23 protein-coding genes and 1 tRNA gene are annotated in these 26,315 nt (G+C 72.6%); 11 read left to right on the top strand and 13 right to left on the bottom strand.

Annotated elements, in window-relative coordinates:
* Positions 1 to 139: 139 nt before the first annotated feature.
* From GJ743_RS00260 to hisN, 3 genes are all read right to left on the bottom strand, one after another.
* The gene (locus GJ743_RS00260; RefSeq protein ID WP_155049941.1) at positions 140 to 403 is read right to left on the bottom strand and encodes a hypothetical protein; all 264 of its coding nucleotides are present in this window, start codon (positions 401 to 403) and stop codon (positions 140 to 142) included.
* A gap of 146 nt (positions 404 to 549) precedes the next feature.
* Entirely contained in the window at positions 550 to 1,485 is a 936-nt protein-coding gene (locus GJ743_RS00255) for an LLM class F420-dependent oxidoreductase (RefSeq protein WP_328288635.1), read from the bottom strand.
* Positions 1,482 to 2,270, bottom strand: coding sequence for a histidinol-phosphatase (hisN, locus tag GJ743_RS00250; RefSeq protein ID WP_328288634.1), 789 nt, complete (start codon positions 2,268 to 2,270; stop codon positions 1,482 to 1,484). Before hisN ends, GJ743_RS00255 begins: the two co-directional genes overlap by 4 nt.
* A 135-nt stretch (positions 2,271 to 2,405) precedes the next feature.
* Between hisN and GJ743_RS00245 the strand changes: the two genes are divergently transcribed.
* Positions 2,406 to 2,481, top strand: a tRNA-Lys gene (locus GJ743_RS00245).
* Positions 2,482 to 2,581: 100 nt separating this feature from the next.
* Complete coding sequence (locus GJ743_RS00240; protein WP_155049940.1) at positions 2,582 to 3,925, top strand: hypothetical protein; 1,344 nt, start codon at positions 2,582 to 2,584, stop codon at positions 3,923 to 3,925.
* Positions 3,926 to 3,948: 23 nt separating this feature from the next.
* Here the strand turns inward: GJ743_RS00240 and GJ743_RS00235 are convergent, their stop codons facing one another.
* Positions 3,949 to 4,734, bottom strand: coding sequence for a metal-dependent hydrolase (locus tag GJ743_RS00235; RefSeq protein ID WP_155049939.1), 786 nt, complete (start codon positions 4,732 to 4,734; stop codon positions 3,949 to 3,951).
* Between the two features lie 186 nt (positions 4,735 to 4,920).
* Here GJ743_RS00235 and gnd point away from each other — a divergent pair, with 186 nt between their 5' ends.
* A complete protein-coding gene (gene gnd, locus GJ743_RS00230) occupies positions 4,921 to 6,030 on the top strand; it encodes a phosphogluconate dehydrogenase (NAD(+)-dependent, decarboxylating) (RefSeq protein ID WP_328288633.1) in 1,110 nt (369 codons plus the stop codon).
* Here gnd and GJ743_RS00225 read toward each other — a convergent pair.
* The 8 genes from GJ743_RS00225 to GJ743_RS00190 form a co-directional block, all read right to left on the bottom strand.
* Positions 6,027 to 6,620 carry an energy-coupling factor transporter transmembrane component T family protein gene (locus GJ743_RS00225; protein WP_155049938.1) on the bottom strand — a complete coding sequence of 198 codons (594 nt, stop codon included), beginning with the start codon at positions 6,618 to 6,620 and terminating at the stop codon, positions 6,027 to 6,029. The two genes, gnd and GJ743_RS00225, sit on opposite strands and share 4 nt — an antisense overlap.
* Positions 6,621 to 6,627: 7 nt before the next feature.
* Positions 6,628 to 7,308: an energy-coupling factor ABC transporter ATP-binding protein gene (locus GJ743_RS00220; protein WP_155049937.1), complete on the bottom strand. Its 681-nt coding sequence runs from the start codon at positions 7,306 to 7,308 to the stop codon at positions 6,628 to 6,630.
* Positions 7,305 to 8,558 carry a thiolase family protein gene (locus GJ743_RS00215; protein ID WP_155049936.1) on the bottom strand — a complete coding sequence of 418 codons (1,254 nt, stop codon included), beginning with the start codon at positions 8,556 to 8,558 and terminating at the stop codon, positions 7,305 to 7,307. Before GJ743_RS00215 ends, GJ743_RS00220 begins: the two co-directional genes overlap by 4 nt.
* The gene (locus GJ743_RS00210) at positions 8,555 to 9,805 is read right to left on the bottom strand and encodes a class I adenylate-forming enzyme family protein (RefSeq protein ID WP_155049935.1); all 1,251 of its coding nucleotides are present in this window, start codon (positions 9,803 to 9,805) and stop codon (positions 8,555 to 8,557) included. The genes GJ743_RS00215 and GJ743_RS00210 overlap by 4 nt, the downstream gene beginning before the upstream one ends.
* Positions 9,802 to 10,443: a biotin transporter BioY gene (locus GJ743_RS00205; protein WP_155049934.1), complete on the bottom strand. Its 642-nt coding sequence runs from the start codon at positions 10,441 to 10,443 to the stop codon at positions 9,802 to 9,804. Before GJ743_RS00205 ends, GJ743_RS00210 begins: the two co-directional genes overlap by 4 nt.
* Before the next feature lie 257 nt (positions 10,444 to 10,700).
* On the bottom strand, positions 10,701 to 10,964 hold the full coding sequence (locus tag GJ743_RS00200; RefSeq protein ID WP_155049933.1) for a hypothetical protein: 264 nt from the start codon (positions 10,962 to 10,964) through the stop codon (positions 10,701 to 10,703).
* A 25-nt stretch (positions 10,965 to 10,989) separates the two neighbouring features.
* Complete coding sequence (locus tag GJ743_RS00195) at positions 10,990 to 11,439, bottom strand: hypothetical protein (protein WP_155049932.1); 450 nt, start codon at positions 11,437 to 11,439, stop codon at positions 10,990 to 10,992.
* A 141-nt stretch (positions 11,440 to 11,580) separates the two neighbouring features.
* Entirely contained in the window at positions 11,581 to 11,769 is a 189-nt protein-coding gene (locus tag GJ743_RS00190) for a hypothetical protein (protein ID WP_155049931.1), read from the bottom strand.
* A gap of 127 nt (positions 11,770 to 11,896) precedes the next feature.
* Here GJ743_RS00190 and GJ743_RS00185 point away from each other — a divergent pair, with 127 nt between their 5' ends.
* From GJ743_RS00185 to GJ743_RS00175, 3 genes are read left to right on the top strand one after another with little or no spacing between them, the layout of a single operon-like run.
* Positions 11,897 to 12,499 carry a TetR/AcrR family transcriptional regulator gene (locus GJ743_RS00185; protein WP_155049930.1) on the top strand — a complete coding sequence of 201 codons (603 nt, stop codon included), beginning with the start codon at positions 11,897 to 11,899 and terminating at the stop codon, positions 12,497 to 12,499.
* Between the two features lie 9 nt (positions 12,500 to 12,508).
* Positions 12,509 to 15,403: an MMPL family transporter gene (locus GJ743_RS20035; RefSeq protein WP_155049929.1), complete on the top strand. Its 2,895-nt coding sequence runs from the start codon at positions 12,509 to 12,511 to the stop codon at positions 15,401 to 15,403.
* Positions 15,400 to 17,646: a YhgE/Pip domain-containing protein gene (locus GJ743_RS00175; protein WP_155049928.1), complete on the top strand. Its 2,247-nt coding sequence runs from the start codon at positions 15,400 to 15,402 to the stop codon at positions 17,644 to 17,646. The genes GJ743_RS20035 and GJ743_RS00175 overlap by 4 nt, the downstream gene beginning before the upstream one ends.
* A gap of 114 nt (positions 17,647 to 17,760) precedes the next feature.
* Here GJ743_RS00175 and GJ743_RS00170 read toward each other — a convergent pair whose 3' ends face one another.
* Complete coding sequence (locus GJ743_RS00170) at positions 17,761 to 18,636, bottom strand: sugar phosphate isomerase/epimerase family protein (RefSeq protein ID WP_155049927.1); 876 nt, start codon at positions 18,634 to 18,636, stop codon at positions 17,761 to 17,763.
* Between the two features lie 144 nt (positions 18,637 to 18,780).
* Here GJ743_RS00170 and GJ743_RS00165 point away from each other — a divergent pair, with 144 nt between their 5' ends.
* The 5 genes from GJ743_RS00165 (at position 18,781) to ilvC (ending at position 26,219) form a co-directional block, all read left to right on the top strand.
* Positions 18,781 to 20,952 (top strand): bifunctional alpha,alpha-trehalose-phosphate synthase (UDP-forming)/trehalose-phosphatase, encoded by a 2,172-nt coding sequence (locus GJ743_RS00165; protein ID WP_155049980.1) that lies wholly within the window; start codon positions 18,781 to 18,783, stop codon positions 20,950 to 20,952.
* 110 nt (positions 20,953 to 21,062) lie between these two features.
* Positions 21,063 to 22,757, top strand: coding sequence for a dihydroxy-acid dehydratase (gene ilvD, locus GJ743_RS00160; RefSeq protein ID WP_155049926.1), 1,695 nt, complete (start codon positions 21,063 to 21,065; stop codon positions 22,755 to 22,757).
* A 46-nt stretch (positions 22,758 to 22,803) separates the two neighbouring features.
* Entirely contained in the window at positions 22,804 to 24,612 is a 1,809-nt protein-coding gene (locus GJ743_RS00155; protein WP_155049925.1) for an acetolactate synthase large subunit, read from the top strand.
* Between the two features lie 2 nt (positions 24,613 to 24,614).
* A complete protein-coding gene (gene ilvN / locus GJ743_RS00150) occupies positions 24,615 to 25,124 on the top strand; it encodes an acetolactate synthase small subunit (protein ID WP_154347830.1) in 510 nt (169 codons plus the stop codon).
* A gap of 66 nt (positions 25,125 to 25,190) precedes the next feature.
* Positions 25,191 to 26,219 carry a ketol-acid reductoisomerase gene (ilvC, locus tag GJ743_RS00145; RefSeq protein ID WP_155049924.1) on the top strand — a complete coding sequence of 343 codons (1,029 nt, stop codon included), beginning with the start codon at positions 25,191 to 25,193 and terminating at the stop codon, positions 26,217 to 26,219.
* The last annotated feature ends 96 nt before the right edge of the window (positions 26,220 to 26,315 follow it).

Here is a 26,315-nt window from a genome sequence, read left to right as displayed (position 1 = left end):
ATTCCTCCGTTGCTTCAGCGGTACGGGAAACTGCCGGATCGCCACAGACACTACTCGGACCCGAGGAAGTGTCAATATCTGCAGGACGTTCCGCTGCGGGCGGCCGTCGTCGCCCATCGGCTCGATGAGCCGCCGGCCGTCAGCGGCCGCGTGCGGCGTTGACGTGGCCGAGCGCGGAGATGCGGCGGAACCACGAGCCGCGTGCCGGTTCGGTGGACTCGATCGCTGCGGCGGAGGCAGCGGCGCTCACCGCGCCATCCGCACCGTCGAGCTCGGTGTCCGGTTCGCCCGATTCCGCCTCGCGCTCCGCCTTCCAGATCAGGTAGGCGGCGTACGGGTCGTCTTCCGGATCCAGCGGTTGCTGGTCGACGACCTCGTGCCGTCGGCGTGCGATCAGCCGCATCTCTTCCCCCTCGAGGCCCCCCGGCCCTCACGACAAGGGTACGCGACGACGGCGACACTCCGGTCACGGTGGCGCGGATCGTGCCCGAAACGCGATATCGGCGGTGGCGACGCAGCGTCCTCGAGCGGCGACGTGTCCGGTGCGCGTCACCCGAGGTGGGGGAGCACCTCCGCGGCGATGAGCTCGACGTGGTCGAGGTCGCGCTGGTCGACGAGCTGCAGGTACACGCGGTCGGCGCCGAGGTCGGCGAGCCGGCGGATCTTCTCGACCACGACCTCGGGGGTGCCGGCGACGTTGACCTCGGCGAAGGTGTCGGGGTCGGCGTGGATCGCGGCGAGTCGCGCGAGGTAGGACGCGTCATCCGTCGCCACCACCGTCGGCAGCGCGACACTCAGGCGCATCGTGTCCGGGTCGCGGCCGATCGCCTCGCAGGCTGCGCGCACGCGCGCGAACGAGGCGGCGATCTCGTCCTCGTCGGAGAAGCCGCGGTTGAACTCGGTGGCGAACCGCGCCGCGAGGGCGGGAAGCCGGGTGCGGCCGCCGCCGCCCATGATGAGCGGCACAGGCGACTGCACCGGCTTCGGCAGTGCCGGGGCGTCGTCGAGCTCGTAGTGCTCGCCCCCGAACGAGAAGCGTTCGCCCACCGGGGTCTGCCAGAGGCCCGTGACGACCCGCAGCTGCTCCTCGAGGAGGTCGAAGCGCCGATCCGGGAACGGGATGCCGTACGCGGCGTGCTCGGCGCCGAACCAGCCCGCGCCGAGGCCGAGCTCGACGCGCCCGCCCGACATGTCGTCGACCTGGGCGACCTGGATCGCGAGGAGCCCCGGGTGGCGGAACGTCACCGGCGAGACGAGCGTGCCGAGCCGGACGCGGTCGGTCTCGCGGGCGATGCCCGCGAGGGTCGTCCACGCGTCGGTCGGTCCGGGCATCGGATCGCCCGGGCCCATGTGCAGGATGTGGTCGCTCCGGAACCAGCCATCGAAGCCGAGGCGCTCGGTCTCCTGCGCCTGTGCGAGCTGCTCCTCGTAGCTCGCGCCCTGCTGCGGCTCGGTGAAGATGCAGACCTCGAGCCCGCGGCTCACTTCAGGGCCTCGAGGACGGCGTCGTGGAGCAGCCCGTTCGTCGCGAGCGCACTGCCGTTGCCGACGCCCGCCTCGCCCGTCACCGAGGTGAACCGCCCGCCCGCACCTTCGACGATCGGGATGAGCGCCGCGAGGTCCCACGCCTTCACGTCGAACTCGGCGACGACGTCGACGAGGCCCTCCGCGAGCAGGCAGTACGACCACAGGTCGCCGTAGGCGCGGTCGCGCCACACGCGCTCGCCGAGCGCGAGCAGCCGCCCGAGGTAGCCCGCCTCGCGCCACTGCGCGATGCTCTGGAAGCTGAGTGACGCGTCGGCGAGGTCGGCCACGTTCGACACGCGGATGTCGCGGGGCGTCGCGCCGGGGGCATCCGTCGTCTGGGCGGCCGCGCCGGCCGCGCCCCACCAGCGTCGCCCGAGGGCGGGCATCGAGGCGACGCCCACGACCGGTCGGTCGTCGACCGTGAGCGCGATGAGCGCGCCCCACACCGGCACGCCGCGGAGGAAGTTGGACGTGCCGTCGATCGGATCGATGATCCACCGCCGCGAGCCCGCGCCCTCGGTACCGTACTCCTCGCCGAGGATGCCGTCGCCGGGGCGGCGCTCGGCGAGCACCTCGCGCACCGCGCGCTCGACCGCGAGGTCGGCCTCGGTCACGAATGAGCGGTCGGGTTTCGTGTCGATCCGGAGGTCGACGGCGCGGAAGCGCGCCATCGCGGCCGCGTCGGCGAGGTCGGCCAGTTCGAGGGCGAGGGCGAGGTCGTCGGCGTACGAGGCATCCGTCACCGGTTCAGCCTATCGAGCCGTCGGCGGCCGGCTTCCGGCGGGCGGCGCGCCCGGGCCGACCTCGATTTCGCGTTCGAGCCGGTCACCTGATACCGTTGTTCCTCGGTTCGGGGTTCGAGAGAAACCGGCCGAAACGCACCTCTAGCTCAATCGGCAGAGCAACTGACTCTTAATCAGTGGGTTCAGGGTTCAAGTCCCTGGGGGTGCACCAGCAGGCCCCGGCGAGTGATCGCCGGGGCCTTCGTCATTCCCCGGCGCGCGAGGGCTCCGGCCGTATCGTGGACCGGAGCGGATCGGACGACGGGAGGACGATGGACGCGCCCTCGGCGACCGACGAGACCGGTCGAATCGCACCGCCGGACCGTGCGGGCGCCGGGCGCGTGCCCGAGTGGGTCTGGACGATCGCCCTCGCCGTGCTCGGCGCGGTGGTGTCGTGGGCGCGCGTCGAACCTGCTGCGCGGGCTGCGCTGTGGGCCGAGGACGGCGCGTTCTTCCTGGGCGACGCGCTCGCGGCGGACCCGCTGGGCGTGCTCCTGCAGCCGTACCAGGGGTACCTGCACCTCGTGCCGCGCATGATCGCGGGAGTCACCGTCGCGGTGGTGCCCGTCGAGGGGTACGCGATCGCGATGACGGTCGGGTCGTGCCTCGTCGTCGGAGCGGTCTCGGCGATCGTGTTCGCCTGCGCCCGCAGCGTGGTGGCCTGGCTTCCGGCGCGCGTCGCGCTCGGCGCGCTCACCTTCCTCGCCCCCGCGGTCGGCTGGGAGGTCGTCGGCAACGCGGCGAACCTGCACTGGTACGCGCTCTGGCTCGCGCCGTGGCTGCTGCTGGCCGCTCCCCGGCGTCGGTCGACCGCGATCCTGCTCGGGGTCGTGGGCCTCGCCGCCGCCCTCACCGAGATCCAGATGCTGCTGTTCCTGCCGCTGCTGGCGTGGCGGTTCCGCGATCCGAACCGGTTGATCGTCGGGGCCGGCGTGCTCCTCGGATCGGCCGCGCAGGTCGTCGCGCTGCTGCTCTCGCCGCGCGATCCCGGTGCCGAGGGCTCGCCGCCGTTCCTGTCGACCGTGCAGGGCTACCTCTACCACGCGCCGATGGAGGCGGTCTTCCCGTCGCGGCAGTGGAAGGCGGCATGGGTGCTGCACTTCGGCTGGTGGGGAGCGGCGCTCGTGCTGCTGCCCTTCCTCGTCGCGCTCGTGTGGGTGCTGTGGCGCGGCCTCGCCGTCGAGCGCATCGCGGGCGCGGCGCTCGCGGCCGGATCGGTCGTCGCCTGGTCGGCGGCCTACGTGCTGAACTCGAACCCTGACTACTTCTTCTCGCTCGTCCCGGTCGACGTCGCGGTGAACATCCACCTCACGCGGTACGGCGTCGTGCCGTCGCTCTTCCTGCTCGCGGTCGTGGTGCTCGCGACCTCCGTGTCCTGGCGTGCCGGCGTCCTTCGGCGGACGGCGGTCGCGGTGCTCGTCGCCGTCCTGATCGCAACGGTCGTCGGTGCGCTCGTCCCGCAGCCGTCGGCACGCGGCGCGGGCCCCGACTGGGCGTCGGCGATCCCGGCGGCGCGCGCGGCGTGCGCGGCCGACTCCGCGCCGGATCGCACGGCGGTCGCGATCGCCCCGGACGGGTGGGCGGTCGAGGTGCCGTGCGATCGGCTGGCGGACTGACGGGGGCATCCGCTCGACCGCGCTCACCAGAACGTGAACGGGTCGACGCCGACCAGCCGGAGCACCTCGTACGTCGAGCCGATGAAGCAGTACGTGCCGAGCAGGGCGCCGAGCATCGTCTCGCGGAGCGAGCCGGTGTCGCCGAGCACGGGCAGCGACACGTAGCCGTTCGGCAGCCAGACACGGCCCAGCACGGGCACCTGGCGGAGCGCCCTCGGCGGGCGGATCCGCCAGGGCCAGATGAGGCCCGGCAGGCCGCCCGTCGTGAGCAGGTCGCCCGCGAGGTGCGCGACGAAGCCCACGAGCACGGCGAGCGGAAACCAGGCGACCTGCTCGGGCGCGAACACGACGATGAAGGCGCCGAGCAGAGCGCCCACCGCCCACGCAGCCGGCCATGAGCGGATGAGGCCGCGCGCCTTCAGGCCGAACGCGGTGAGCGCGGCGGTGCCCGCCCCGGCGCCGATGGCGAGCGTGCCGAGCGGGTCGACGGGGAACGCGACGAGGGTCAGGGCCCAGGCCGCCGCGAACGTCACGAGCACGCCGACGGGCGAGTGCGCGCCCTGCCGGTGGCCGCCGGATGCCGTCTCCACGACGGCGGTCGCGAGCTTGCCGAGCACGGGCACCGAGTGCGCGATCGTGGCGCTGTGGTGGTCGGCGTCGGGCAGCAGCGCGGCGCCCGCGCAGACCGCGGTGCCGGCGAGCACGCCGACGGGGTCGAGGGGGTAGGCCCCGGCGGTGACGATCGGCATGGTTCCGGTGATCGCGAGCCAGGCGGCGGCGCCGCTCGTGGCATGGGTGATGCCCATCATCGAGGGTGGTGCTCCATGGGTTCGGGTCGGGCTCGGCCGAGGGGGCGGCCGGGCGAACGGCGGAGAAGGGTCCGCGTCGACCAAGTGTGCCCGGACCCGCGGACACCGTCCCGTCGGCCCGCGGCGCGGCCCGAGATCTCCGCGTGCAACGGTGCGGCGCGCCCGCGAGCAGCCCTAGACTGCCGCGTGAACGCGCCGGCCGGACCGAGCGATCCGAGCCGGCTGAGCGACGGGGGACGGCTCATGCAGATCGCGATGGTGGGACTCGGGCGGATGGGCGCGAACATCGTGCGGCGCCTCATGCGGGACGGGCACGACTGCGTCGTCTACGACGTCGATCCCGGCGCCGTGAGCGCGCTCGCGGCCGAGGGCGCGACCGGCGCGGAGAGCATCGCCGACCTGGCGACCAAGCTCGCCGCGCCGCGGACGGTGTGGCTCATGGTTCCAGCCGGGATCACCGGGCAGCTCGTCGACCAGGTCGCCACCGTCCTCGAGGCGGGCGACGTCATCATCGACGGCGGCAACTCCAATTACAGAGACGACGTCCGCCGCGCCGAGGCGCTCGCGCCGTCCGGCATCCACTACGTCGACGCCGGCACGAGCGGCGGCGTCTTCGGCCTCGAGCGGGGCTACTGCCTCATGGTCGGCGGTCCCGACGAGGCGGTCGCGCGCATCGAGCCGATCCTCCGCTCGATCGCGCCCGGGCCGGGCGACATCGAACGCACACCGGGACGCACGGGGGAGCTGTCCCCGGAGGAGCGCGGATACCTGCACTGCGGCCCCTCCGGGTCGGGGCACTTCGTGAAGATGGTCCACAACGGCATCGAGTACGGGATCATGGCCGCGCTCGCCGAGGGGCTGAACATCCTGAAGAACGCGGATGCCGGGCTCCGCCCCGAGGAGCACTCGGCCGAGATCGCGCCGCTCGAGGAGCCCGAGGTCTACCGGTTCACGATCGACACCCCGGCCGTCGCCGAGCTCTGGCGGCGAGGATCCGTGATCTCGTCGTGGCTGCTCGACCTGACCGCGGCCGCGCTCGTCGAGAACCCGACGCTCGACGGTCTCGCCGGCCGCGTCTCGGACTCCGGGGAGGGTCGATGGACGGTCAAGGCCGCGGTCGACACCGGCGTGCCGGCGCCCGTGCTCGCGGCCGCGCTGTTCGAGCGCTTCGCCTCGCGCGAGGACGATCGCTACGCCAACCAGCTGCTCTCGGCGATGCGGCTGCAGTTCGGCGGGCACCGGGAACTGCCGGCCGGCGACGTGCTCGAGACGGGCAGCCGAACAGCGGATTCCTAGTCGTCGACGCCGCGCGCCATGAGCGCCTCGCCGAGGTGGTCGGCCGTGCGGAGCGTCCGCACGATGACCGGCACCGCGAGCGCGGTGAGCGACCCCTCGGCGCCGCGCGCCTTGCGCGCCTCGAGCACCTCGCGCACCAGGTCGGCGAGCAGCGGCACGCAGCGGATGGCGAGGGCCAGCGCCAGCCCGACGCGGTCCGGGTCGATCCACCGCGCGAACGGGCGCAGCAGCACCTGCATCGCATCGAGGGTCGCCGAGACCTGGGTGGTCATCGTGTAGACGGCGGCGAGGGCGACGGCGAGCACGAGCCGCACGCCCATGGTCGCGGCGGCCTCCCACCCGGCGAAGATCCACTGCACGGGCACCGCGAACGCGAGCACCCAGAGGATCGGCGAGACCTGGCGCCAGGCGACGCGCACCGGGATCCGGGCGAGCGCGAACAGCCCGAGCGTCGCCGCGGCGACGATGCCGAGGGCGGGCAGCGAGCCGACGAGCGCGGTCGCCGTCACCGTGGCCGCGAGCAGTGCGAGCTTCGCGAGCGCGGGCATCCGATGGAGGACCGAGGAGCCCGGGTGGTACACGCCGATCATGGCCGCCTCACCCGATCAGCGCCCGGTAGGCGTCGAGCGCGGGCTCGGGGGCGTCGTCGGCGACGATCCGGCCGGCCTCCATCACGATCACGCGGTCGAACGACTCGAGCAGCTCGAGCTGGTGGCTCACGACGACGAGCTGCTCGTCGAGGGTCGCGAAGTGCTCGGCGATGCGGCGCGCGTTGCGTGCGTCGAGCAGGGTCGTCGGCTCGTCGGCCACGACGATCGCGGGTTCGCCGACGAGCACGGCGGCCAGGGCGAGGAGCTGCTTCTGCCCGCCCGAGAGGCGGTGGGCCGGCCGGTCGGCGAGCTCGGCGAGGCCGAAGCGGTCGAGCACGGCGTCGACGCGAGCGGTCGCGGTCGCGGCATCCAGCCGGTGCCGGCGGAGCGTGAACGCGACGTCCTCGCGGACGGTCGGCATCACGATCTGCGTGTCGGCGTTCGTGAACACGAACCCGACCCGGCGGCGCACCTCGCGACCGTGCCGGGCGACGTCGAGGCCGTCGACCGTGACCGTGCCGGAGGTCGGCGTCACGAGTCCGTTGATCATGCGCGCGAGCGTCGACTTGCCGGAGCCGTTGGCGCCGACGATGCCGATGCGCCGCTCGGTGAGCTCGAGGCTCACGTCGTCGACGACGAGCTCGCCGTCGAAGCGGTGGCTGACGCCTTCGAAGCGGATGGCGCTCATGCGACGCGCTCCACGATCATCGCGACGCCCTGCCCGCCGCCGATCGAGCACGCCGCGAGGCCCGCGCGCGCGTCGTCGACGGCAGCCATGCGGGCTGCGAGGCGCACGAGCAGGATGGCGCCGGACGCACCCCACGGGTGGCCGAGCGCGATCGCGCCGCCGTCGCCCGAGATCGTCTCCTGATCGAGCCCGAGCTCGTCGCTCACGGCGAGCACCTGCGCGGCGAACGCCTCGGTGATCTCGACGAAGCCGAGGTCGGCGGCCGTCATGCCTGCACGTTCGAGCGCGCGGCGGCCCGCCCACGCGGCGCCGAGGCCCGGCAGGGCGGGGTCGCCGGCGGCGACGGCGGTCGCGCGGATGCGGAGCGCGGGCAGGCCGAGGTCGCGCGCCAGGTCGGCGGTGGCCACGGCCATGGCCGCGGCGCCGTCGGAGAACCCGCACGAGTTGCCGGCGGTGACGGTGCCCGCGGTGCCGCAGCGTGTGCCGTCGGCGCCGCTCGCGGTGATGTCGACGGTGCCGGATGTCGCATGCTCGCGTTCGTTCCTGAATCCGAGGACGCTTCCGAATCCGAGGACGTCCTCGGATTCAGGAACGAACGCCGGAGCGAACCGCGCGAGCATCGCGACATCCATCGACGCCCTCGGCCGGTCGTCGCGGGCGACGCCGTCGATCGCCACGACCTCGGCGTCGAACCGCCCGGCGTCGCGGGCGGCGGCCGCTCGGGAGTGCGATCGCGCGGCCCAGGCATCCTGCCGCTCGCGGGTGATGCCGCGGACCTGCGCGAGGTGCTCGGCCGCCGGACCCATGTCGGGGTCGGGCAGGCCGGCCGGCGCGAACGGTGCGCGCGTGTACCGCTCGCCCGAGTCGGGCCACACCCGGTGCGGCGCGGTCGACGCCGACTCGGCGCCGCCGGCGAGCACGAGCCCGGCGTCGCCCGCGCGCACGCGCGACGCCGCCTGGATCACCGCGTCGAGCCCCGACCCGCACTGCCGATCGACCGTCACGCCCGGCACGTGTGCACCGAGCTCCGCGCGCAGCGCGGCCACGCGCGCGAGGTCGCCGCCCGGGCCCATGCAGTTGCCGAGCACGACGTCGTCGACCGCGACGCCCGCGGGCGCGACCTCGGCGGCGACGGCAGCGAGCACGGGCGCCGCGAGCGCGTCCACGGTGTGCCCGGCGAGCGCTCGCCCGGCGGTGCCGATCGCCGTGCGTCGCGCCGCGACGATCACGGGTGCCTGGTCGCGGGTCATGCATTCCTCCGGTCGATGAAGGGCTGCGGATGCCCCGTCCCGAGCCGCCCGGCCACGATGTCCTCGCGCAGCCGCCCGCGTGCGGGCTTGCCGGACGGGGTGCGCGGCAGGTCGGCGGCGAACCACCGCCGCGGCAGCTCGACCGGGTTGAGCGCGGCGCGCGCGGCATCCGCCACCGTCTCGAGCCGCGTGCCGGGCTCGAGCTCGACGACCGCGACGATGCGCTCGCCGAGCAGGTCGTGCGGCTCGCCCACGACCGCCGCGTCGCGCACGCCGGGCAGGGCGAGGAGGTGCGCCTCGACGTCCTCGGCGAGCACGGTCGCGCCCGCCGTGATGATCGCGGACTCGCCGCGTCCGAGCACCTTCATGCCGCCACCGGCATAGTGCTCGACGAGGTCGCCGACCGTCGCGAACCCGTCGGCGTCGCGACGCATCCGCCCGCCCACGACGTCGAGCGCCAGGTACGGGGATCGCGCCCACAGCTCGAGCCCCGCGTCGACCGGCCGCAGGTCGACCTCGACGCCCGGGAACGGCGCGAGCCCGGCATCGGCTCCGCCGCCCGGTTCGTGACGGACGGCGAGCACGAACGACAGCTCGGCAGCCCCGTAGTACTCCACGAGACGGATGCCGCGCGCCGCCGCCTGCTCGCGAAGCCGGGCAGGGAGGGCTGCGCCGGCGACGATCGCCGTGCGGGGCGGCGGCGTGTCGGCGGAGAGGAGCCGCGCGAGCCTCGTCGGCGTCGCGTGCACCGCCGTCGCCGTGCTCAGGTCATCGGTGACCGTCGCGCCGATCCAGAGCGCGTGCAGCGCCGCGTAGAGGTGCATCGACACGGCGAGCGGGCCCGTCACCGCGATGCGGTCGTCGGGCCCGAGCCCGGCCAGCTCGGCCAGCGGTTCGGCGGACGCGAGCCACGACTCGACGGTGCGTGCGATGATCCGCGGCCGGCCGTCGGCCGCGGTCGAGCCCGAGGTCGTGAGCGCGAGCCCGGTGCCCGCCGGGAGGGCGTCGGCGATGCGGTCGGCGTCGGCCTGCGTTCCACCGACGAGCACGGGCCGGCCACGGTCGAGGCAGGCGAGCACGGTCGTGATGGCGGCGACGGGGTCGGCTTCGGCGCGGCATCCGACCGGCCCCCGCCCTGCGGGCAGCTCGACGCCGGCGACCGCACGCGCGAGCTCGTCGAAGCGGACGGTCCGTCCTCCGAACGAGAGCGCAATGCGGTCGCCTGATGCGCCGAGCAGGTCGATCACGTGGCGGCGGCCTCCGAGGCGACTCGCTTCCACGGCCACGGGCGCGGCTCGATGAGCCCCGGCCAGGCGCGGTGCACGCCCTTGGCGACGAGCACCGTCACGACGACCTTCAGGATGTCGCCGGGGAGGAAGATCGCGGAACCGGCGATCGCGACGCCGAGCGGGTTGCCGGTGATCGCGGCGAAGACCGGCACGCCGACGAGGTAGATCACGACGATGCCGCCGAGTGCGGTCGCGCCGAGCGCGGGCAGGATGCGGTAGCGGGGGAGCAGGCGGGCCGTGAGCCAGCCGATCACGAGCGCGCCGAAGATCCAGCCGATCAGGTAACCGACCGACGGGCCGACGAAGACGCCGAGGCCGCCGCGTCCGCCCGAGAGCAGCGGCAGGCCCGCCGCGACGAGCACGAGCAGCAGGAGCACGCTCAGCGCGCCCTTGCGCGCACCGAGGATCGCGCCGGCGAGCATGACGCCGAGCGTCTGGAACGTGATCGGCACCGCAGTGCCGCCGAGGTAGAGCGCGCCCGGCAGGCCGAGCGCGGCGATGAGCGCGGCGAACACGGCGATCTGCGCGAGGTCGCGGGCGGAGGTGCGGACGCGGCGCCGTTCGGGCGCGGCGACGGGGCTGGGTGCGGCGGTCATGCGGTTCCCATCGGTCGGCGTGAGGGGGCGGGGATGCCCGTGTCGTTCACGCTACGAACCGCGGGGGAGGCCCCGCGCGAGGTGGCCGTACAAGAAACCCCGCGCGATTTTGGAGTGCCGAGGTCGCCATCGGGCGCGGGCATCGACCCTCGGGAGATGGGAGAAAGGTGGCCCGCTTCTCCTTCTCTCCCTGGTGGTGAAGAGGGACCGCCGTCCTCCCTCCCACCTCGGGAGCGCCGTCGTCACACCGACCGCGCCTACCGGGGCGAGCCGCGATTCCAGCCCGGCTTGAGCATGAGGCGGTCATCGTGCGCGCGGCGTCGGCACTCCTCCGCGAAGGCGCGCGCAGAGTTCGGGTCGGCGCCGAAGGACGCGTATTCCTCGTCGCTCAGCGCGTAGTACTCCTCGTAGTCGGTGAGGCTGCTCGACACGGGGATCGAGAGGTAGGCGGTGGCGGACTCCTGCTCGACACCGAGCGAGTAGCGCTCGGCTCGGTCGACGAACGAATCCACGAACCTCATCGAACGAACGTGACGATCACGCGGGTCACGCGGCGCGCGCGGGCTCCTCAACGGCCAGCTCGGCGACGTTGTCGACCTCGACGTCGACCGCCGGCTCCGCGGCATCCGTCTCGTCGACCTCGACCGGGTCGGCCCACATCACGAGCGGGGCCGGCGTCCAGCTGAGGGCGTGCGACGTCTCGTCGGCGGGCACGACGACGGCGACCTGCTCGCGCTCCTCGAGGATCGCCCGCGTGACCTCGGCGGCGATCTGGTGCGTGAGCATCGCCTGGAAGATGCGATCGGAGTCGTCCGCCTGACGGCGGACGAGGGACCATTGGCCGTCCGGGCCGATGAACCGCGACAGGCGGGCGTTGACGAGCTCGAAGATGTGCTCGCCACGGAGGTCTGCGGCGGTGGCGCGGGGCGAGGGCGCGGGTGCGGTGTGGGCTGCGGCCTGTGCGGCGAGCCGTGCGCGGCGCCAGCGGCGGAACATCGGTGTCCTCTCGGTCGGAACGGGTGGCGGACTACGTCGGACGGCGTTTCGTCCAGTGTCCGTCACGCGGCGACCCCCCGGGCTCGGACACGCCGCAGGGGCGCCGAGCCGTCGGACGCGGACGGTACGGGTCGGCCGAGGCTACTCGGCCAGCTCGCGGCGCTTCTGCTCGTCGGCGACCGTCCCGATCGCGATGGCGAGCGTGGCGGCCCACGAGACCCACATGAGCACGAGCCTCCAGTCGCGTGGCCCCGCCTGCGTCGCGCGGATGACTCCGACCGCGCCGAACAGCGAACTCAGGACCGCTCCACTGAAGAGGTACTTGCGCATTCCGCAACGCTATCGCGTCGGGATCGGCTCGCGCGACCGGTTGACGCGCGCCGCGCACGCTGTGAGAACGCCCCGAGTCTGACCGATCGTGCAGTCTCTGACCGATCGGTCAATTAGCGTCGATCGCATGCCCACCGATGCGAGAACGACGACGCGCGTGCGCGCCGCCGACGAGTTGAAGCACGCCGCCCTCGAGCAGTTCTCGACCGTCGGCTTCGCCGGCACGTCGCTGCAGCACATCGCCGACGAGGCCGGCTACGCGAAGTCGAGCGTGCTGTACCACTTCGCCTCGAAGGAGGCCCTGCTGGAAGCCGCGATCGAGCCCGCCGTCGCGGGCTTCGAGGACGTGCTCGAGATCTTCCTCGCCGGCCGCGGAGGCCGGAGGGATGCCCGCCGTCACGAGCTCGTCGACCGCGTCGTCGACCTCCTGCTCGAGCACCGCGAGGCCGTGCACGTCTTCCTCACCCAGGGCCAGAGCCTCGCGGAGCTGCCGATCATCGCGCGCGCGAACGTCGCCGTTCGCCGCCTCGCCGCCGCCGTCTGCGAGGAGCGCGAGAGCGTCGACGACCAGGTCCGCTTCGGCATCGCGCTCGGCGGCGCCGCCTTCCTGCTCACCGCCGGCCGCACCTTCGCCGACGAGGCGACCATGCCGACCGACGACGAGCTGCGCGACGCCCTCCGCCGCATCATCGCCGACATCCTCACCCCCGCCCCGACCCCCAGCAACTGAGAGAGAACCGTGGCCCTCCTCCTCCACCGCATCGGACGCTTCGCCTACCGCCGCGCATGGATCGTCATCGTCGCCTGGGTCATCGCCCTCGGTGGTCTCGTCGGCGGCGGCATCGCCCTCGGCGGCCAGCTCCAGGAGTCGTACGCGATCCCCGGCACCGAATCCCAGGACGCGATCGACCAGCTCGCCGCCGTCTTCCCGCAGACCGCCGGCGCGGCGGCGAAGGCCGTCGTCGAGGCGCCCGAGGGCGACTCCGTCGAGAACGCCCCCTACCGCGACGCCATCGAGGAGATGGAGTCCGAGCTCGAAGGCCTCGACGGCGTCGCGAGCGTGCTCGGCCCGTTCGACGAGTACGCCGGCGACCAGGTCTCCGACGACGCTCGCACGGCGTACATCCAGGTCCAGTTCGACGGCCAGACGACGGATGTCACGGAGGACCAGCTCGACGCCGTCCTCGCGACGGGCGACATCGGACGCGACGCGGGCCTCGAGGTCGCGTTCGGCGGCGAGGTCTTCCAGGAGACGACGTTCGGCCTCACGATCACCGAGGCGTTCGGCGTGATCTTCGCGGGCGTCGTGCTCCTCATCACCTTCGGTTCGCTGCTCTCGGCGGGGATGCCGCTGCTCACCGCCCTCGTCGGCGTCGGCACCGCCTTCGGCGGCATCTCGGTCGTCGCGGCCTTCGCGACCGTCTCGAGCACCGCGCCCATGCTCGCCGTGATGATCGGCCTCGCGGTCGGCATCGACTACGCGCTGTTCATCCTGTCGCGCCACCGGACCCAGCTCGCGCGCGGCATGGACCCCGAGGAGAGCGCGGCCGAGGCCGTCGCCACCGCGGGCGGCGCGGTCGTGTTCGCGGGCCTCACCGTGATCATCGCGCTCCTCGGCCTCCTCGTCGTCGGCATCCCGTTCCTCAGCGTGATGGGCGTGGGCGCCGCGTTCGCGGTGCTCGTCGCCGTGTTCGGTGCGACGACCCTCCTTCCGGCCATGCTCGGCCTCGCGAAGGGCCGCCTCGCCCCGAAGCCCGGCAGTCGCGCGCACCGCCGCGCGGTCGCATCCGACGACTCGGGCAAGCGCACGATGGGCCGCCGCTGGGTCGACACCGTGCTGAAGGCGCCCGTGGTGTTCGTGCTGCTCGTCGTCGGCCTCCTCGGCGCCGCCGCGGTGCCGGCCGCGAGCCTCGACCTCAACCTGCCCGGCGGGCAGGGCGAGGAGGGCACGAGCCAGCGCGAGGCGTACGACATGATCGAAGAGGGCTTCGGTCCCGGCTACAACGGCCCGCTCATCGTCACAGTCGACATCACGCAGACCACCGACATCTTCGGCGACCTCGACGCCATCGGCGCCCGGCTCGCCGAGGTCGACGGCGTCGCGTACGTCGGCGACGGCCTGCCCAACGAGACCGTCGACACCGCGATCATCCAGGTGATCCCCGAGTCGGCGCCGACCGACCCCGAGACCAAGCAGGTCGTGCAGGACATCCGCGCCCTCGAAGACGACATCGTCGACGAGTTCGGCACGCCCATCGCGGTGACCGGGTACACGGCCGGGTCGATCGACATCTCGCAGCGGCTGAACGACGCGCTCGTGCCCTTCGCGCTCATCGTCGTCGGCCTCTCGGTGATCCTGCTGCTCGTCGTGTTCCGCTCGCTGTTCGTGCCGGTCAAGGCCGCGCTCGGCTTCCTGCTCTCGGCGTTCGGCGCGATCGGCCTCACGGTCGCGGTCTTCCAGTGGGGATGGCTCGCCGACCTCATGCACATCGAGCCCGGCCCGATCCTCAGCTTCCTGCCGATCCTGCTCATGGCGGTGCTCTTCGGCCTCGCCATGGACTACGAGGTGTTCCTCGTCTCCGGCATGCGCGAGGAGTTCGTGAAGACCCGCGACGCGCGGAACTCGATCGTGCACGGCTTCCAGCACGCCGCGCGCGTGGTCACGGCGGCCGCGCTCATCATGTTCTTCGTCTTCTTCGCGTTCGTGCCCGAGGGCACGGGGGTGATCAAGGGCATCGCGTTCGCGCTCGCCGTGGGCGTCGCGTTCGACGCGTTCCTGGTGCGGATGACGCTGGTGCCCGCCGCGATGGCGCTCGCCGGTCGCGGCGCGTGGTGGCTGCCCAAGTGGCTCGGCCGGATCCTGCCCGACGTCGACATCGAGGGCGAGGGTCTGCGCGCCCACCTCGCGGAGTCGGAGTGGGCGGCCGCATGGAACGCGGACGTGCTCGCCGAGGACCTCCTCGTCGGCGACCCGGCGGCGCCCATCGGCCCGATCTCGGTCAGCGTCCCGCGTGGCGGCGCCCTCGTCGTGCTCGGCGAGCCCGCCGAGCGCCGCCTGGTGGCCGCGACCCTCGCCGGACGTGTCCTTCCCGCGGACGGCCGACTCGCGGTCCTCGACGCCCCGCTCCCGATCGACGCCGGCACGGTCATGCGCCGCGTCGCGATCGCCGACGGGGCAGCGGATGCCGCGGCCGCGGGCAGCGCGGGCGAACTCATCGCCGCGCGTGCCGACGCGACCCGCGCGTGGTACCGCCTCGACTCGACCCGGTCGGCGGTGGAGGCCGCGCTCCGCCGCGTCGCGGACGCGCGCCTCGCGCCCGGCGACGGGGTCTCCCGCCGTTCGCGCACGATCGACCCCGACACCCCGATCGCGTCGCTCGACGCGCTCGACCGCCTGCTCGTCACGGTGTCGGCGGCGCTCGCCGAGCATCCCCGGGCGATCGTCGTCGACTTCGACGGACTCTCCCGCTCGGCCGCCGCGTGGGCGGCCCTCGACCGCATCGTTCCCCCCGGCGTCGTGCTCATCGCGACCGCCGACCCCGACGCCGACCTCGACGCCGCCGGCGCGGCGCTCGAGCCCCGCGCCATCCGCTCGATCGACCTCGCCACCCGCCCCCTGGAGGCACTCCGATGACCCGCACCGACGCCCCCGCCCAGGCCGCGCCCGCGGCCCGCCGCAGAGGTCGCCGCGCCGCGCTGCTCGCGGCCGTGATCGCCGTTCCGCTCGCCGTCGCCGGCCTCGTCGCCGGCGCGATCGGCGGCGCCGACGAGCGCATGGACGCGATCCCCGCGATCGTCGTCAACAACGACGAGATGGTCACCACGACCACGCCCGACGGCGAGGAGCAGCCCGTGCTCGCGGGCCGCCTGCTCGTGACCGAGCTCACCGGCGACGGCGACACCGGGTTCGACTGGACGATCTCGAACGACGAGGAGGCCGCCGCCGAGCTCGCCGACGGCGAGGCGTACGCGGTGCTCACGATCCCGGCCGACTTCTCGGCCTCGGTCACCTCGCTCGCGGGCGACGCCCCGACGACGGCGGCCCTCGACATCCGCACCGACGACGCGCACAGCTACCTGGCGGGCACCATCGGCGCGACGGTCGGCGACGCGATCGCGACGACGTTCGGCCACGAGCTCACGACCCAGTACCTCGAGGGGCTCTACGGCAACCTCGTGCAGGTGGGCGGGTCGCTCGGCGATGCGGCGGATGGCGCGGGGCAGCTCGCCGACGGCGCCGACTCGCTCGCCACCGGGCTCGACCAGCTCGCCGGCGGCATCGGCTCGGCGGCCGACGGCACCGCGCAGGCGGCCGACGGCGCCGCGGCGTACGCGTCGGGCGTCGGCCAGTACACGTCGGGCGTCGAGCAGCTCGCGGGCGGGCTCGGCACGCTCGACACCGAGGCGGGCGGACTCGACGGCATCACGTCGGGCGTCTCGCAGTACGTCGACGGCGTCGCGCAGGCCGGGTCGGGCATCGACGGCGGCATCGCGCAGTACGTCGCGGGCGTCCGCTCCGCGGGCACGGGCATCGACGCGGGCATTGCGTCGTACGTCGACGGCATCGGCCTCGCGGGCGACGGCCTGGCACAGGGCACGTCGGACTACGTCGACGGCATCGACCAGCTCGCGACCGGCGGCGACCAGCTCGCGGCATCCGTGCCGGCGCTGCTCGCGGCCGACCCGAGCGGTGCCGCGCTCCAGGCGGCGATCGCCCAGTACGTCGCGGGCGTCCACGCCGCGGCCGATGGCGGTGCCGACCTGATCGCCGGCACCGACACGACCTTCGACCAGCTCGTCGCCGGCGGCGACCAGCTCCAGGCCGGGACCGCCGACGGGTTCGCGAAGCTCGTCGCCGGCGGCGACGCGCTCCGCGCGGGCACCGCGACCGGGTTCGACGAGCTCGCCGCGGGCGGCGCGGCGCTCGTGTCGGGCACCGGGTCGGGCATCGACGGCCTCCAGTCGGGCATCTCCCAGCTCTCAGGCGGCGCGTCGCAGGCCGCGGCCGGCTCGCCCGCGCTGCGCGACGGCGCCGACGGCCTCGCGTCGGGCGTCAGCGGCATCGCGAGTGGTCTGACGCAGCTGAGCGACGGCGCCGCGGCATCCGCCGACGGTGCGGCGAAGATCGCCGACGGCACGGGAGAGCTCGCCGACGGCCTCGCCCGGGGCGCAGAGGGCACCTCGTCGCTCGAGGGCCTCGACCCCGAGGAGACGGCGGGTGTCGTCGCCGAGCCGGTCGTGACCGAGGCGACCCGCGCCAACGAGATCTCGACGTTCGGCGAAGTCGTCGCCATGCTCATCGGCCCGATCGGACTGTGGCTCGGCGCGATGACGATGTTCCTCGTCTTCCGTCCGCTGCGACGCGAGGCGCTCGAGACGACCGCGCCGACCGGCCGGCTGGTCGCACGCACGCTGTTCCGCGGCTCGCTCATCGGGCTGGCGCAGGCGGCCGCCGTGGTGGCGCTCATGCACACCGTGCTCGGCGTCGACTGGTCGCTGCTGCCGCAGACGCTGGCGTTCTCGGCGCTCCTCGCCGTCGTGTTCACGGCGATCCACGCGTTCCTCAGCGCCTGGCTCGGGCGGATCGGCACGGTCGTCTCGCTCGTGCTCGTGGTGCTCCAGCTCGCGGCATCCGGCGGGGTCTACCCGCTCGAGATCGTGAGCGGGCCCTACCAGGCGATCAGCCCGTTCCTGCCGCTGACCTGGGCGGTGCAGGGCATGCAGCTCATCGTCTCGGGCGCCGGCGGTTCCGGGGTCTGGGCGGCGGCCGGCGCGCTGGTGCTCTTCGGGGTGCTCGGCGTCGCGGGCACGGCGATCGTGGTCGCCCGGCGCCGGGGCATCCGCACCGCACCGCGCCTCGCACCCGTCACGACCTGACGCGCTCTGCGGCGGCGTCGCGGCTCATGCCCGGCGCCGTCGCCCCGCATCGCGGTCGGCGAGACGACTGCCGAGACGGATGCCTCGACGGCGCGAGCGCGGAAACGCCGCGGCCTACGAGTGGCGGCCGGGGATGATCGCGTCGATCACGCGCCGCAGCGGCGACTCGTGATGCGGCTCGGGCGCCGCCGCATCGGCCTCGACCGCGGTGTGCTCGCGCGCGAACGCGACTGTCTCGCGCAGCATCTCGAGACGTTCGGCCTCGGTCTTCGCCTTGCGCGTGTTCACCTCGGCGACGATCGAGCCGTCCCAGCCCTGGTCGGCGAGCATGCGCAGCACCTCGGCGACGGGCTCGCGGCCCTTGCCCGGCAGCAGGTGCTCGTCGAAGATCTGGCCCTCGCCGATCGCGCCCGAGCCGTCGCACAGGTGCACGTGGCGCAGGCGCTCGCCGAGGTCGGTCGCAAGCTGCATGCTGTCGGTGCCCGAGAGCGCGGCGTGCGAGAAGTCGAGGGTGACCGCGTCGCAGTCCATCTGGCGCGGGTCCCAGCCGGGCGCGTACGCCTTCATGTTCCGGCCGGCGGCGCGCCACGGGAACATGTTCTCGACCGCGATCGCGACGCCGTGCTCCTCGGAGAGGGTGCGGACGATCGAGAGGAACTCCAGCGCGTAGCTCGCCTGCCAGCGGAACGGCGGGTGCACGACGACGCTGTCGGCGCCGACGGACTTCGCGAGCTCGGCGGTGCGGGCGAGCTTGACGCGCGGGTCGCGGCCCCACACGAAGTGCGTGAGCAGCAGCACCGGCGCGTGGATCGAGAGGATCGGGAGCTCGTAGCGCTCCGACATCTCGATGAGCGCCGCGGGATCCTGCGTCGTCGCCTCCTGCGTGACCATGATCTCCACGCCGTCGAACCCGGCATCCTTCGCGATGCGGAAGGCCTGCTCGGGTTCGAGTGGGTACACGCAGGTGGTGCTCATACCGATGCGGATCATGAGGCTCGAAGTCTAGCCCCGGCGGCTGGAGATCGGGTGGGGACCTTCGACTGTTAGCCTGATCGCGAGCCGCCAGGAGGATCCGACGACGTGAAGCCCGCCACCGACTCCGAGACCGAGCCAGACATCGAACCCATCTACGACATGGTCGTGGTGAGCAACCGCCTGCCCGTCGACTACGTCGGCGGCGAAGGTGCCGAGACGCAGTGGAAGTCCTCGCCGGGCGGCCTCGTCACGGCGCTCGAGCCGGTCATGCGCGCGACCGAGGGAGCCTGGGTCGGCTGGGCCGGGGTCGCCGACCGCGAGTTCGCGCCGTTCGAGCACGACGGCATCTCGATCGTCCCGGTCCCGCTCTCCGCGCAGGAGATCGAGGACTACTACGAGGGCTTCTCGAACGACACGCTGTGGCCGCTCTACCACGACGTCATCGCGCGGCCGAGCTTCCACCGCGAATGGTGGGACGCGTACGTCGCCGTCAACCGCCGCTTCGCCGAGGCCGCCGCGGCGGCCGCATCCGAGGGCGCCGTCGTGTGGGTGCAGGACTACCAGTTGCAGCTCGTGCCGCGGATGCTGCGCGAGGCCCGCCCCGATCTCGTCATCGGCTTCTTCAACCACATCCCGTTCCCCGCGTACGGCATCTACTCGCAGCTGCCGTGGCGGCGCCAGGTCGTGGAGGGCCTGCTCGGCGCCGACGTGATCGGGTTCCAGCGGGCCGCGGATGCCGGGAACTTCTCGCGCGCGGTCCGTCGCCTGTTCGGGTACAAGACCCGCGGCACCGTGGTCGACGTCCCGGAAGGGGACGGCGGCGTCCGCCACGTCGTCGCGCGCCACTTCCCGATCTCGATCGACGCGGCGGCCTTCGAGGACCTCGCGCGCATGCCCGAGGTGCAGGAGCGCGCCCGAGCCATCCGTCGCAGCCTCGGCGACCCCGACATCGTGATGCTCGGCGTCGACCGCCTCGACTACACGAAGGGCATCCGTCACCGCATGAAGGCGTTCGGCGAGCTGCTCCGCGACGGCCGGGTCTCGGTCGAGCACGCCACGCTCGTGCAGGTCGCGAGCCCGTCGCGCGAGCGCGTCGAGACGTACCGGCAGCTGCGCGACGAGATCGAGCTCACGGTCGGTCGGCTGAACGGCGACTACTCCACGCTCGGGCACCCGGCGATCACCTACCTCCACCACGGCTACCCGCGACAGGAGATGGCGGCGCTCTACCTCGCGGCCGACGTCATGCTCGTCACCGCGCTCCGCGACGGCATGAACCTCGTCGCGAAGGAGTACGTCGCGAGCCGGTACGACGACGACGGCGTCCTCCTCCTCAGCGAGTTCACCGGGGCGTCCGACGAGCTCCGCCAGGCGATCCTCGTGAACCCGCACGACATCGACGGCCTGAAGGACGCGATGGTCGAGGCGGCGCAGATGCCCAAGCGCGAGCGCGCCCGGCGCATGCGCGTGCTCCGCAAGCGCGTCAAGGAGAACGACGTCGCGAACTGGTCGGCGACCTTCCTCGAGACCCTCACGGGGGTCGGCACGATCGACCCGGGCGTGCCCGAGGCGCTCCGCACCGCGGTGGCGCGGCTCGTCGAGGCGCCGCGGCTGCTCGTCGCGCTCGACTTCGACGGCACGCTCGCGCCGATCGTCGACCGACCCGAGGACGCCCGCGCGACCCAGCGCGCGCGTGCGGCCGTCGAGCGGATGGCGGAGCACGAGGACACTCGTGTCGCCCTCGTCTCGGGTCGCGCGCTCGCGAGCCTGAAGGAGGTCGCCGAGCCGCCGGTGGCCGCACTCCTCAGCGGGTCGCACGGCGTCGAGCTCCAGCTCGACGCGGGCGGGGTCACGATCGACCTCCGCGAGGGCGAGCTCACGCGCCTCGAGCAGCTCATCGAGATCGTGGAGGATGCGGCATCCGCGGCCGACGGCGCCTGGGTCGAACGCAAGCCCGCCGGCATCGCCCTGCACACGCGAAAGCTCGGCGCAAGCGCGGGCGCCGCGCTCCAGCGCACCGCGCGCGAGCAGGTCGAGCAGGCGCTGCCGGATCTCGCCACGCGCACCGGCAAGAACGTGCTCGAGTTCGCGGTGCGCGCGAGCGACAAGGGCGAGGCGCTGCAGCGACTCCGCCAGCACGCGGGCGCCGATGCCGTGATCTACGTCGGCGACGACGTCACCGATGAAGACGCGTTCGCCGTGCTCGGCGGCGAGGACGTCGGCGTGAAGGTCGGGCAGGGCAAGTCCCTCGCCGCCTACCGGCTGAAGGGACCCGACGACGTCGCCGAGCTCCTGGAGCTCCTCGCCGACGCCCGCGACGACGCCCGCTGAGACGGCGCGGCGCGACATCCGCCCCGCCCTCGACACCGTGGCGAACGGATGCCGCCGCGAGCGACGCACGCGCGGCGAAACCGGTATCCGACGGCCCGTAGACTCGACCCATGTCGGAGATCGATCCCAAGCCCCGCAGTCGCGTCGTCACGGATGGCATCGAGGCCACCACCAGCCGCGGGATGCTCCGCGCGGTCGGGATGGGCGACGCCGACTGGGACAAGCCCCAGGTCGGCATCGCGTCGTCGTGGAACGAGATCACGCCCTGCAACCTCTCGCTCGCGCGACTCGCACAGGCCGCGAAGGAGGGCGTGCACGGCGGCGGCGGGTACCCGCTGCAGTTCGGCACCGTCTCGGTCTCCGACGGCATCTCGATGGGCCACGAGGGCATGCACTTCTCGCTCGTCTCGCGCGAGGTCATCGCCGATTCGGTCGAGGTCGTCATGCAGGCCGAGCGCCTCGACGGCTCGGTGCTGCTCGCGGGCTGCGACAAGTCGATCCCGGGCATGCTCATGGCCGCCGCACGACTCGACCTCGCCTCGGTGTTCCTCTACGCCGGCTCGATCGCGCCCGGCTGGGTGCGCCTCTCCGACGGCACCGAGAAGGACATCACGATCATCGACTCGTTCGAGGCGGTCGGCGCGGTCAAGGCCGGCAAGATGAGCGAGGAGGACGCCAAGCGCATCGAGTGCGCCTTCGCACCCGGCGAGGGCGCGTGCGGCGGCATGTACACCGCGAACACCATGGCCTCGGTCGCCGAGGCGCTCGGCCTCTCGCTGCCGGGATCGGCGTCGCCCGCGTCGGCCGACCGCCGCCGCGACTACTACGCGCACCGCTCCGGCGAGGCCGTCGTGAACCTGCTGAACCAGGGCATCACCGCGCGGCAGATCCTCACCAAGAAGGCGTTCGAGAACGCCATCGCGGTCGGCATGGCGCTCGGCGGCTCGACCAACATCGTGCTGCACCTGCTCGCCATCGCGCGCGAGGCCGAGGTCGAGCTCACGCTCGACGACTTCAACCGCATCGGCTCGAAGGTGCCGCACATCGGCGACCTGAAGCCCTTCGGCAAGTACGTCATGAACGACGTCGACCGCCGCGGCGGCCTCCCGGTCCTGATGAAGGCGCTGCTCGACGCGGGGCTCATGCACGGCGACGCGCTCACCGTCACGGGCAAGACCCTCGCCGAGAACCTCGCCGAGATGGACATCCCGGCGCTCGACGGCGAGGTGCTCCGCACGCTCGACGACCCGATCCACGAGACCGGCGGCCTCACGATCCTGCACGGCTCGCTCGCACCCGAGGGCGCGGTCGTGAAGACCGCGGGCTTCGACGCCGCGACCTTCGAGGGCCCCGCGCGCGTGTTCGAGCGCGAGCGTGCGGCCATGGACGCGCTCACCGCGGGCGAGATCAAGCACGGCGACGTGGTCGTCATCCGCTACGAGGGCCCGAAGGGCGGGCCCGGCATGCGCGAGATGCTCGCCATCACCGCCGCCATCAAGGGCGCTGGGCTCGGAAAAGATGTACTACTCTTGACGGACGGTCGATTCTCAGGCGGCACAACCGGCCTGTGCATCGGCCATCTGGCACCCGAGGCGGTGGACGCAGGTCCGATCGCCTTCGTGCGCGATGGTGATCTGATTCGGGTCGATATCGCGGCTCGTTCCATCGACCTACTGGTCGACGAGTCCGAGCTGGCAGCCCGCCGTGACGGCTGGGCTCCGCTTCCTCCGCGCTACACCCGAGGCGTCCTCGCGAAGTACTCCAAGCTCGTGCGCTCCGCAGCCGAAGGCGCGACCACGGGCTGAGGCTCTCGCCTGTCCCGAACTCACCATCACCATGAACAGGAATCGAATGACCACGGAAGCCAACCCCGTGCCATCGCCCGCCACCCTGTCGCAGTCCCAGAACGGGCCCGAGATGCTCACCGGAGCCGAGGCGGTCGTGCGATCGCTCGAGCTCATCGGCATCACCGACGTGTTCGGACTGCCCGGCGGTGCGATCCTGCCCGTCTACGACCCGCTGCTCGACAGCCGTCGCCTGCGGCACATCCTGGTCCGCCACGAGCAGGGTGCCGGCCACGCCGCCGAGGGCTACGCGTCCTCGACCGGCAAGCTCGGCGTCGCGATCGCGACCTCGGGCCCCGGCGCGACGAACCTCGTGACGGCCATCGCCGACGCGCACATGGACTCGGTGCCGCTGCTCGCGATCACCGGCCAGGTGTTCTCGAACCTCATGGGCACCGACGCGTTCCAGGAGGCCGACATCGTCGGCATCACGATGCCGATCACGAAGCACTCCTTCCTCGTCAAGCGCGCGGAGGAGATCCCGGCGACGATCGCGGCCGCGGCGCACATCGCCTCGACCGGTCGCCCGGGCCCGGTGCTCGTCGACATCACGAAGGACGCGCAGCAGGCGACGTTCGCCTTCTCGTGGCCGCCGAAGCTCGACCTGCCCGGCTACCGCCCGATCACGAAGGCGCACGGCAAGCAGGTGCTCGCCGCCGCGCAGCTCATCGCCGAGGCGAAGCGCCCCGTGCTGTACGTGGGCGGCGGCATCATCCGCGCCGGAGCCTCCGACGAGCTGACGGCCTTCGCCGAGGCGACGAAGGCGCCCGTCGTCACGACGCTGATGGCCCGCGGCGCGTTCCCCGACTCGCATCAGCAGCACCTCGGCATGCCGGGCATGCACGGCACCGTCCCGGCGGTGCTCGCGCTGCAGGAGTCCGACCTGCTGATCGTGCTCGGCGCACGCTTCGACGATCGCGTGACCGGCAAGGCGGCGCTCTTCGCGCCCGACGCGAAGGTCGTCCACGTCGACATCGACCCGGCCGAGATCGGCAAGATCCGCGCGGCCGACGTGCCCATCGTGGGCGACGCGAAGGAGGTGCTCGTCGACCTGCTCGCCGCGTACCGCGAGGTCACGAAGGCGGCGCAGCCCGACCTCGAGGAGTGGTGGGCCACGCTCGACGGCCTCCGCACCGAGTACCCGCTCGGATTCGCGCCGACCTCCGACGGCCTGCTCGCGCCGCAGTACGTGATCCAGCGCATCGGCGAGCTCACCGGTCCCGAGGGCGTCTACGCCGCGGGCGTCGGCCAGCACCAGATGTGGGCCGCGCAGTTCATCAAGTACGAGCGGCCGAACTCGTGGCTGAACTCCGGCGGCGCGGGCACCATGGGCTACGCGGTGCCGGCGGCCATGGGCGCCAAGGTCGCCGAGCCGAACCGCACCGTGTGGGCGATCGACGGCGACGGCTGCTTCCAGATGACGAACCAGGAGCTCGCGACCTGCACCCTGAACGACATCCCGATCAAGGTCGCGGTCATCAACAACTCCTCGCTCGGCATGGTCCGCCAGTGGCAGACCCTGTTCTACGACGGCCGGTACTCCAACACCGACCTGAACACGGGACACGACACCGTTCGCGTCCCCGACTTCGTGAAGATGGCCGAGGCCTACGGCGCACTCGGCATCCGGGTCACGAAGGAGGAGGAGGTCGATGACGCGATCAAGCTCGCGCTCGAGACCAACGACCGCCCGGTGGTGATCGACTTCGTCGTCTCCGCCGACGCCATGGTGTGGCCGATGGTCCCGCAGGGCGTCTCCAACTCCTACATCCAGTACGCCCGCGACCACTCGCCGGCCTTCAGCCAGGAGGACTGAACATGTCGACCCACGTGCTCTCCCTCCTCGTCGAGGACAAGCCCGGCCTGCTGACCCGCGTCGCGGGGCTGTTCGCGCGGCGCGGCTTCAACATCGAGTCGCTCGCGGTCGGCCACTCCGAGATCGACGGCCTCAGCCGCATCACCGTCGTCGTCGACGTGGAGGACCTGCCGCTCGAGCAGGTCACGAAGCAGCTGAACAAGCTCGTCAACGTGATCAAGATCGTCGAGCTCGACCCGACGCAGTCGGTGCAGCGCGAGCACCTGCTCATCAAGGTCCGCGTCGACAACACGACGCGCTCGCAGGTGCTCGAGGCCGTCAACCTCTTCCGCGCCCGCGTCGTCGACGTCTCGACCGATGCGCTCGTGATCGAGGTCACCGGCGACTCGGGAAAGACCACCGCGCTGCTGAAGGTCCTCGAGCCGTACGGCATCAAGGAGATCGCCCAGTCGGGCCTCCTCGCCATCGGGCGCGGCGGCAAGTCCATCACCGAACGCGTCTTCAAGAACTGAATCGGATGCCGCGGCGCGAGCCGCGACATCCGTCACCGAACACCACCACAAGGAGAAAGAACCGCAATGGCTGAGATGTACTACGACCAGGACGCTGACCTCTCGATCATCCAGGGTCGGAAGGTCGCCGTCATCGGTTACGGCTCGCAGGGCCACGCGCACGCGCAGAACCTGCGCGACTCGGGCGTCGAGGTCGTCATCGGCCTCAAGGAGGGCTCGAAGTCGATCCAGAAGGCCGAAGAGGCGGGCTTCGAGGTCAAGAACGTCGCCGACGCGGCGGCCTGGGCCGACGTCGTCGTGATCCTCGCTCCCGACCAGTACCAGCGTCACATCTTCGCCGAGTCGGTGAAGGACAACCTGAACGAGGGCGACGTGCTCGTCTTCGGCCACGGCTTCAACATCCGCTTCGGCTACATCGAGGCCCCGGCGGGCGTCGACGTCATCCTCGTCGCGCCGAAGGCGCCCGGCCACACCGTGCGTCGCGAGTTCGTCGCGGGCCGCGGCATCCCCGACATCATCGCCGTCGAGCAGGACGCCTCGGGCACGGCCTGGGACATCGCGAAGTCGTACGCGAAGGGCATCGGCGGCACCCGCGCCGGCGTCATCAAGACGACCTTCACGGAAGAGACCGAGACCGACCTGTTCGGCGAGCAGGCCGTGCTCTGCGGCGGCACCTCGCAGCTCGTGCAGTACGGCTTCGAGACGCTCGTCGAGGCCGGCTACCAGCCCGAGATCGCGTACTTCGAGGTGCTCCACGAGCTGAAGCTCATCGTCGACCTCATGTGGGAGGGCGGCATCGCCAAGCAGCGCTGGTCGGTCTCCGACACGGCCGAGTACGGCGACTACGTCTCGGGCCCGCGCGTCATCGACCCGTCGGTCAAGGAGAACATGAAGGCGGTGCTCGCCGACATCCAGGACGGCACCTTCGCCACGCGCTTCATCGCCGACCAGGACAACGGCCAGAAGGAGTTCCTCGAGCTCCGTGCCAAGGGCGAGCAGCACCCCATCGAGACCACCGGCCGCGACCTGCGCAAGCTCTTCGCATGGACCCAGGTCAACGAGGACGACTACGTGGACGGCGAGGTCGCACGCTGACGCTCGCGTCCTTGCGCGTCCTCGCAGTCGGCGACGCTGTGCCTGTCGATGCGCCTTCGGCGCAGGGGGACGGCGAGGTCGCTCGCTGATCCTTCC

Source organism: Agromyces bracchium (genome assembly GCF_009709675.1).
Lineage (GTDB): Bacteria > Actinomycetota > Actinomycetes > Actinomycetales > Microbacteriaceae > Agromyces > Agromyces bracchium.
The sequence above is the reverse complement of the archived record's forward strand: the minus strand, read 5'-3'. Positions and strand labels throughout refer to the sequence as shown.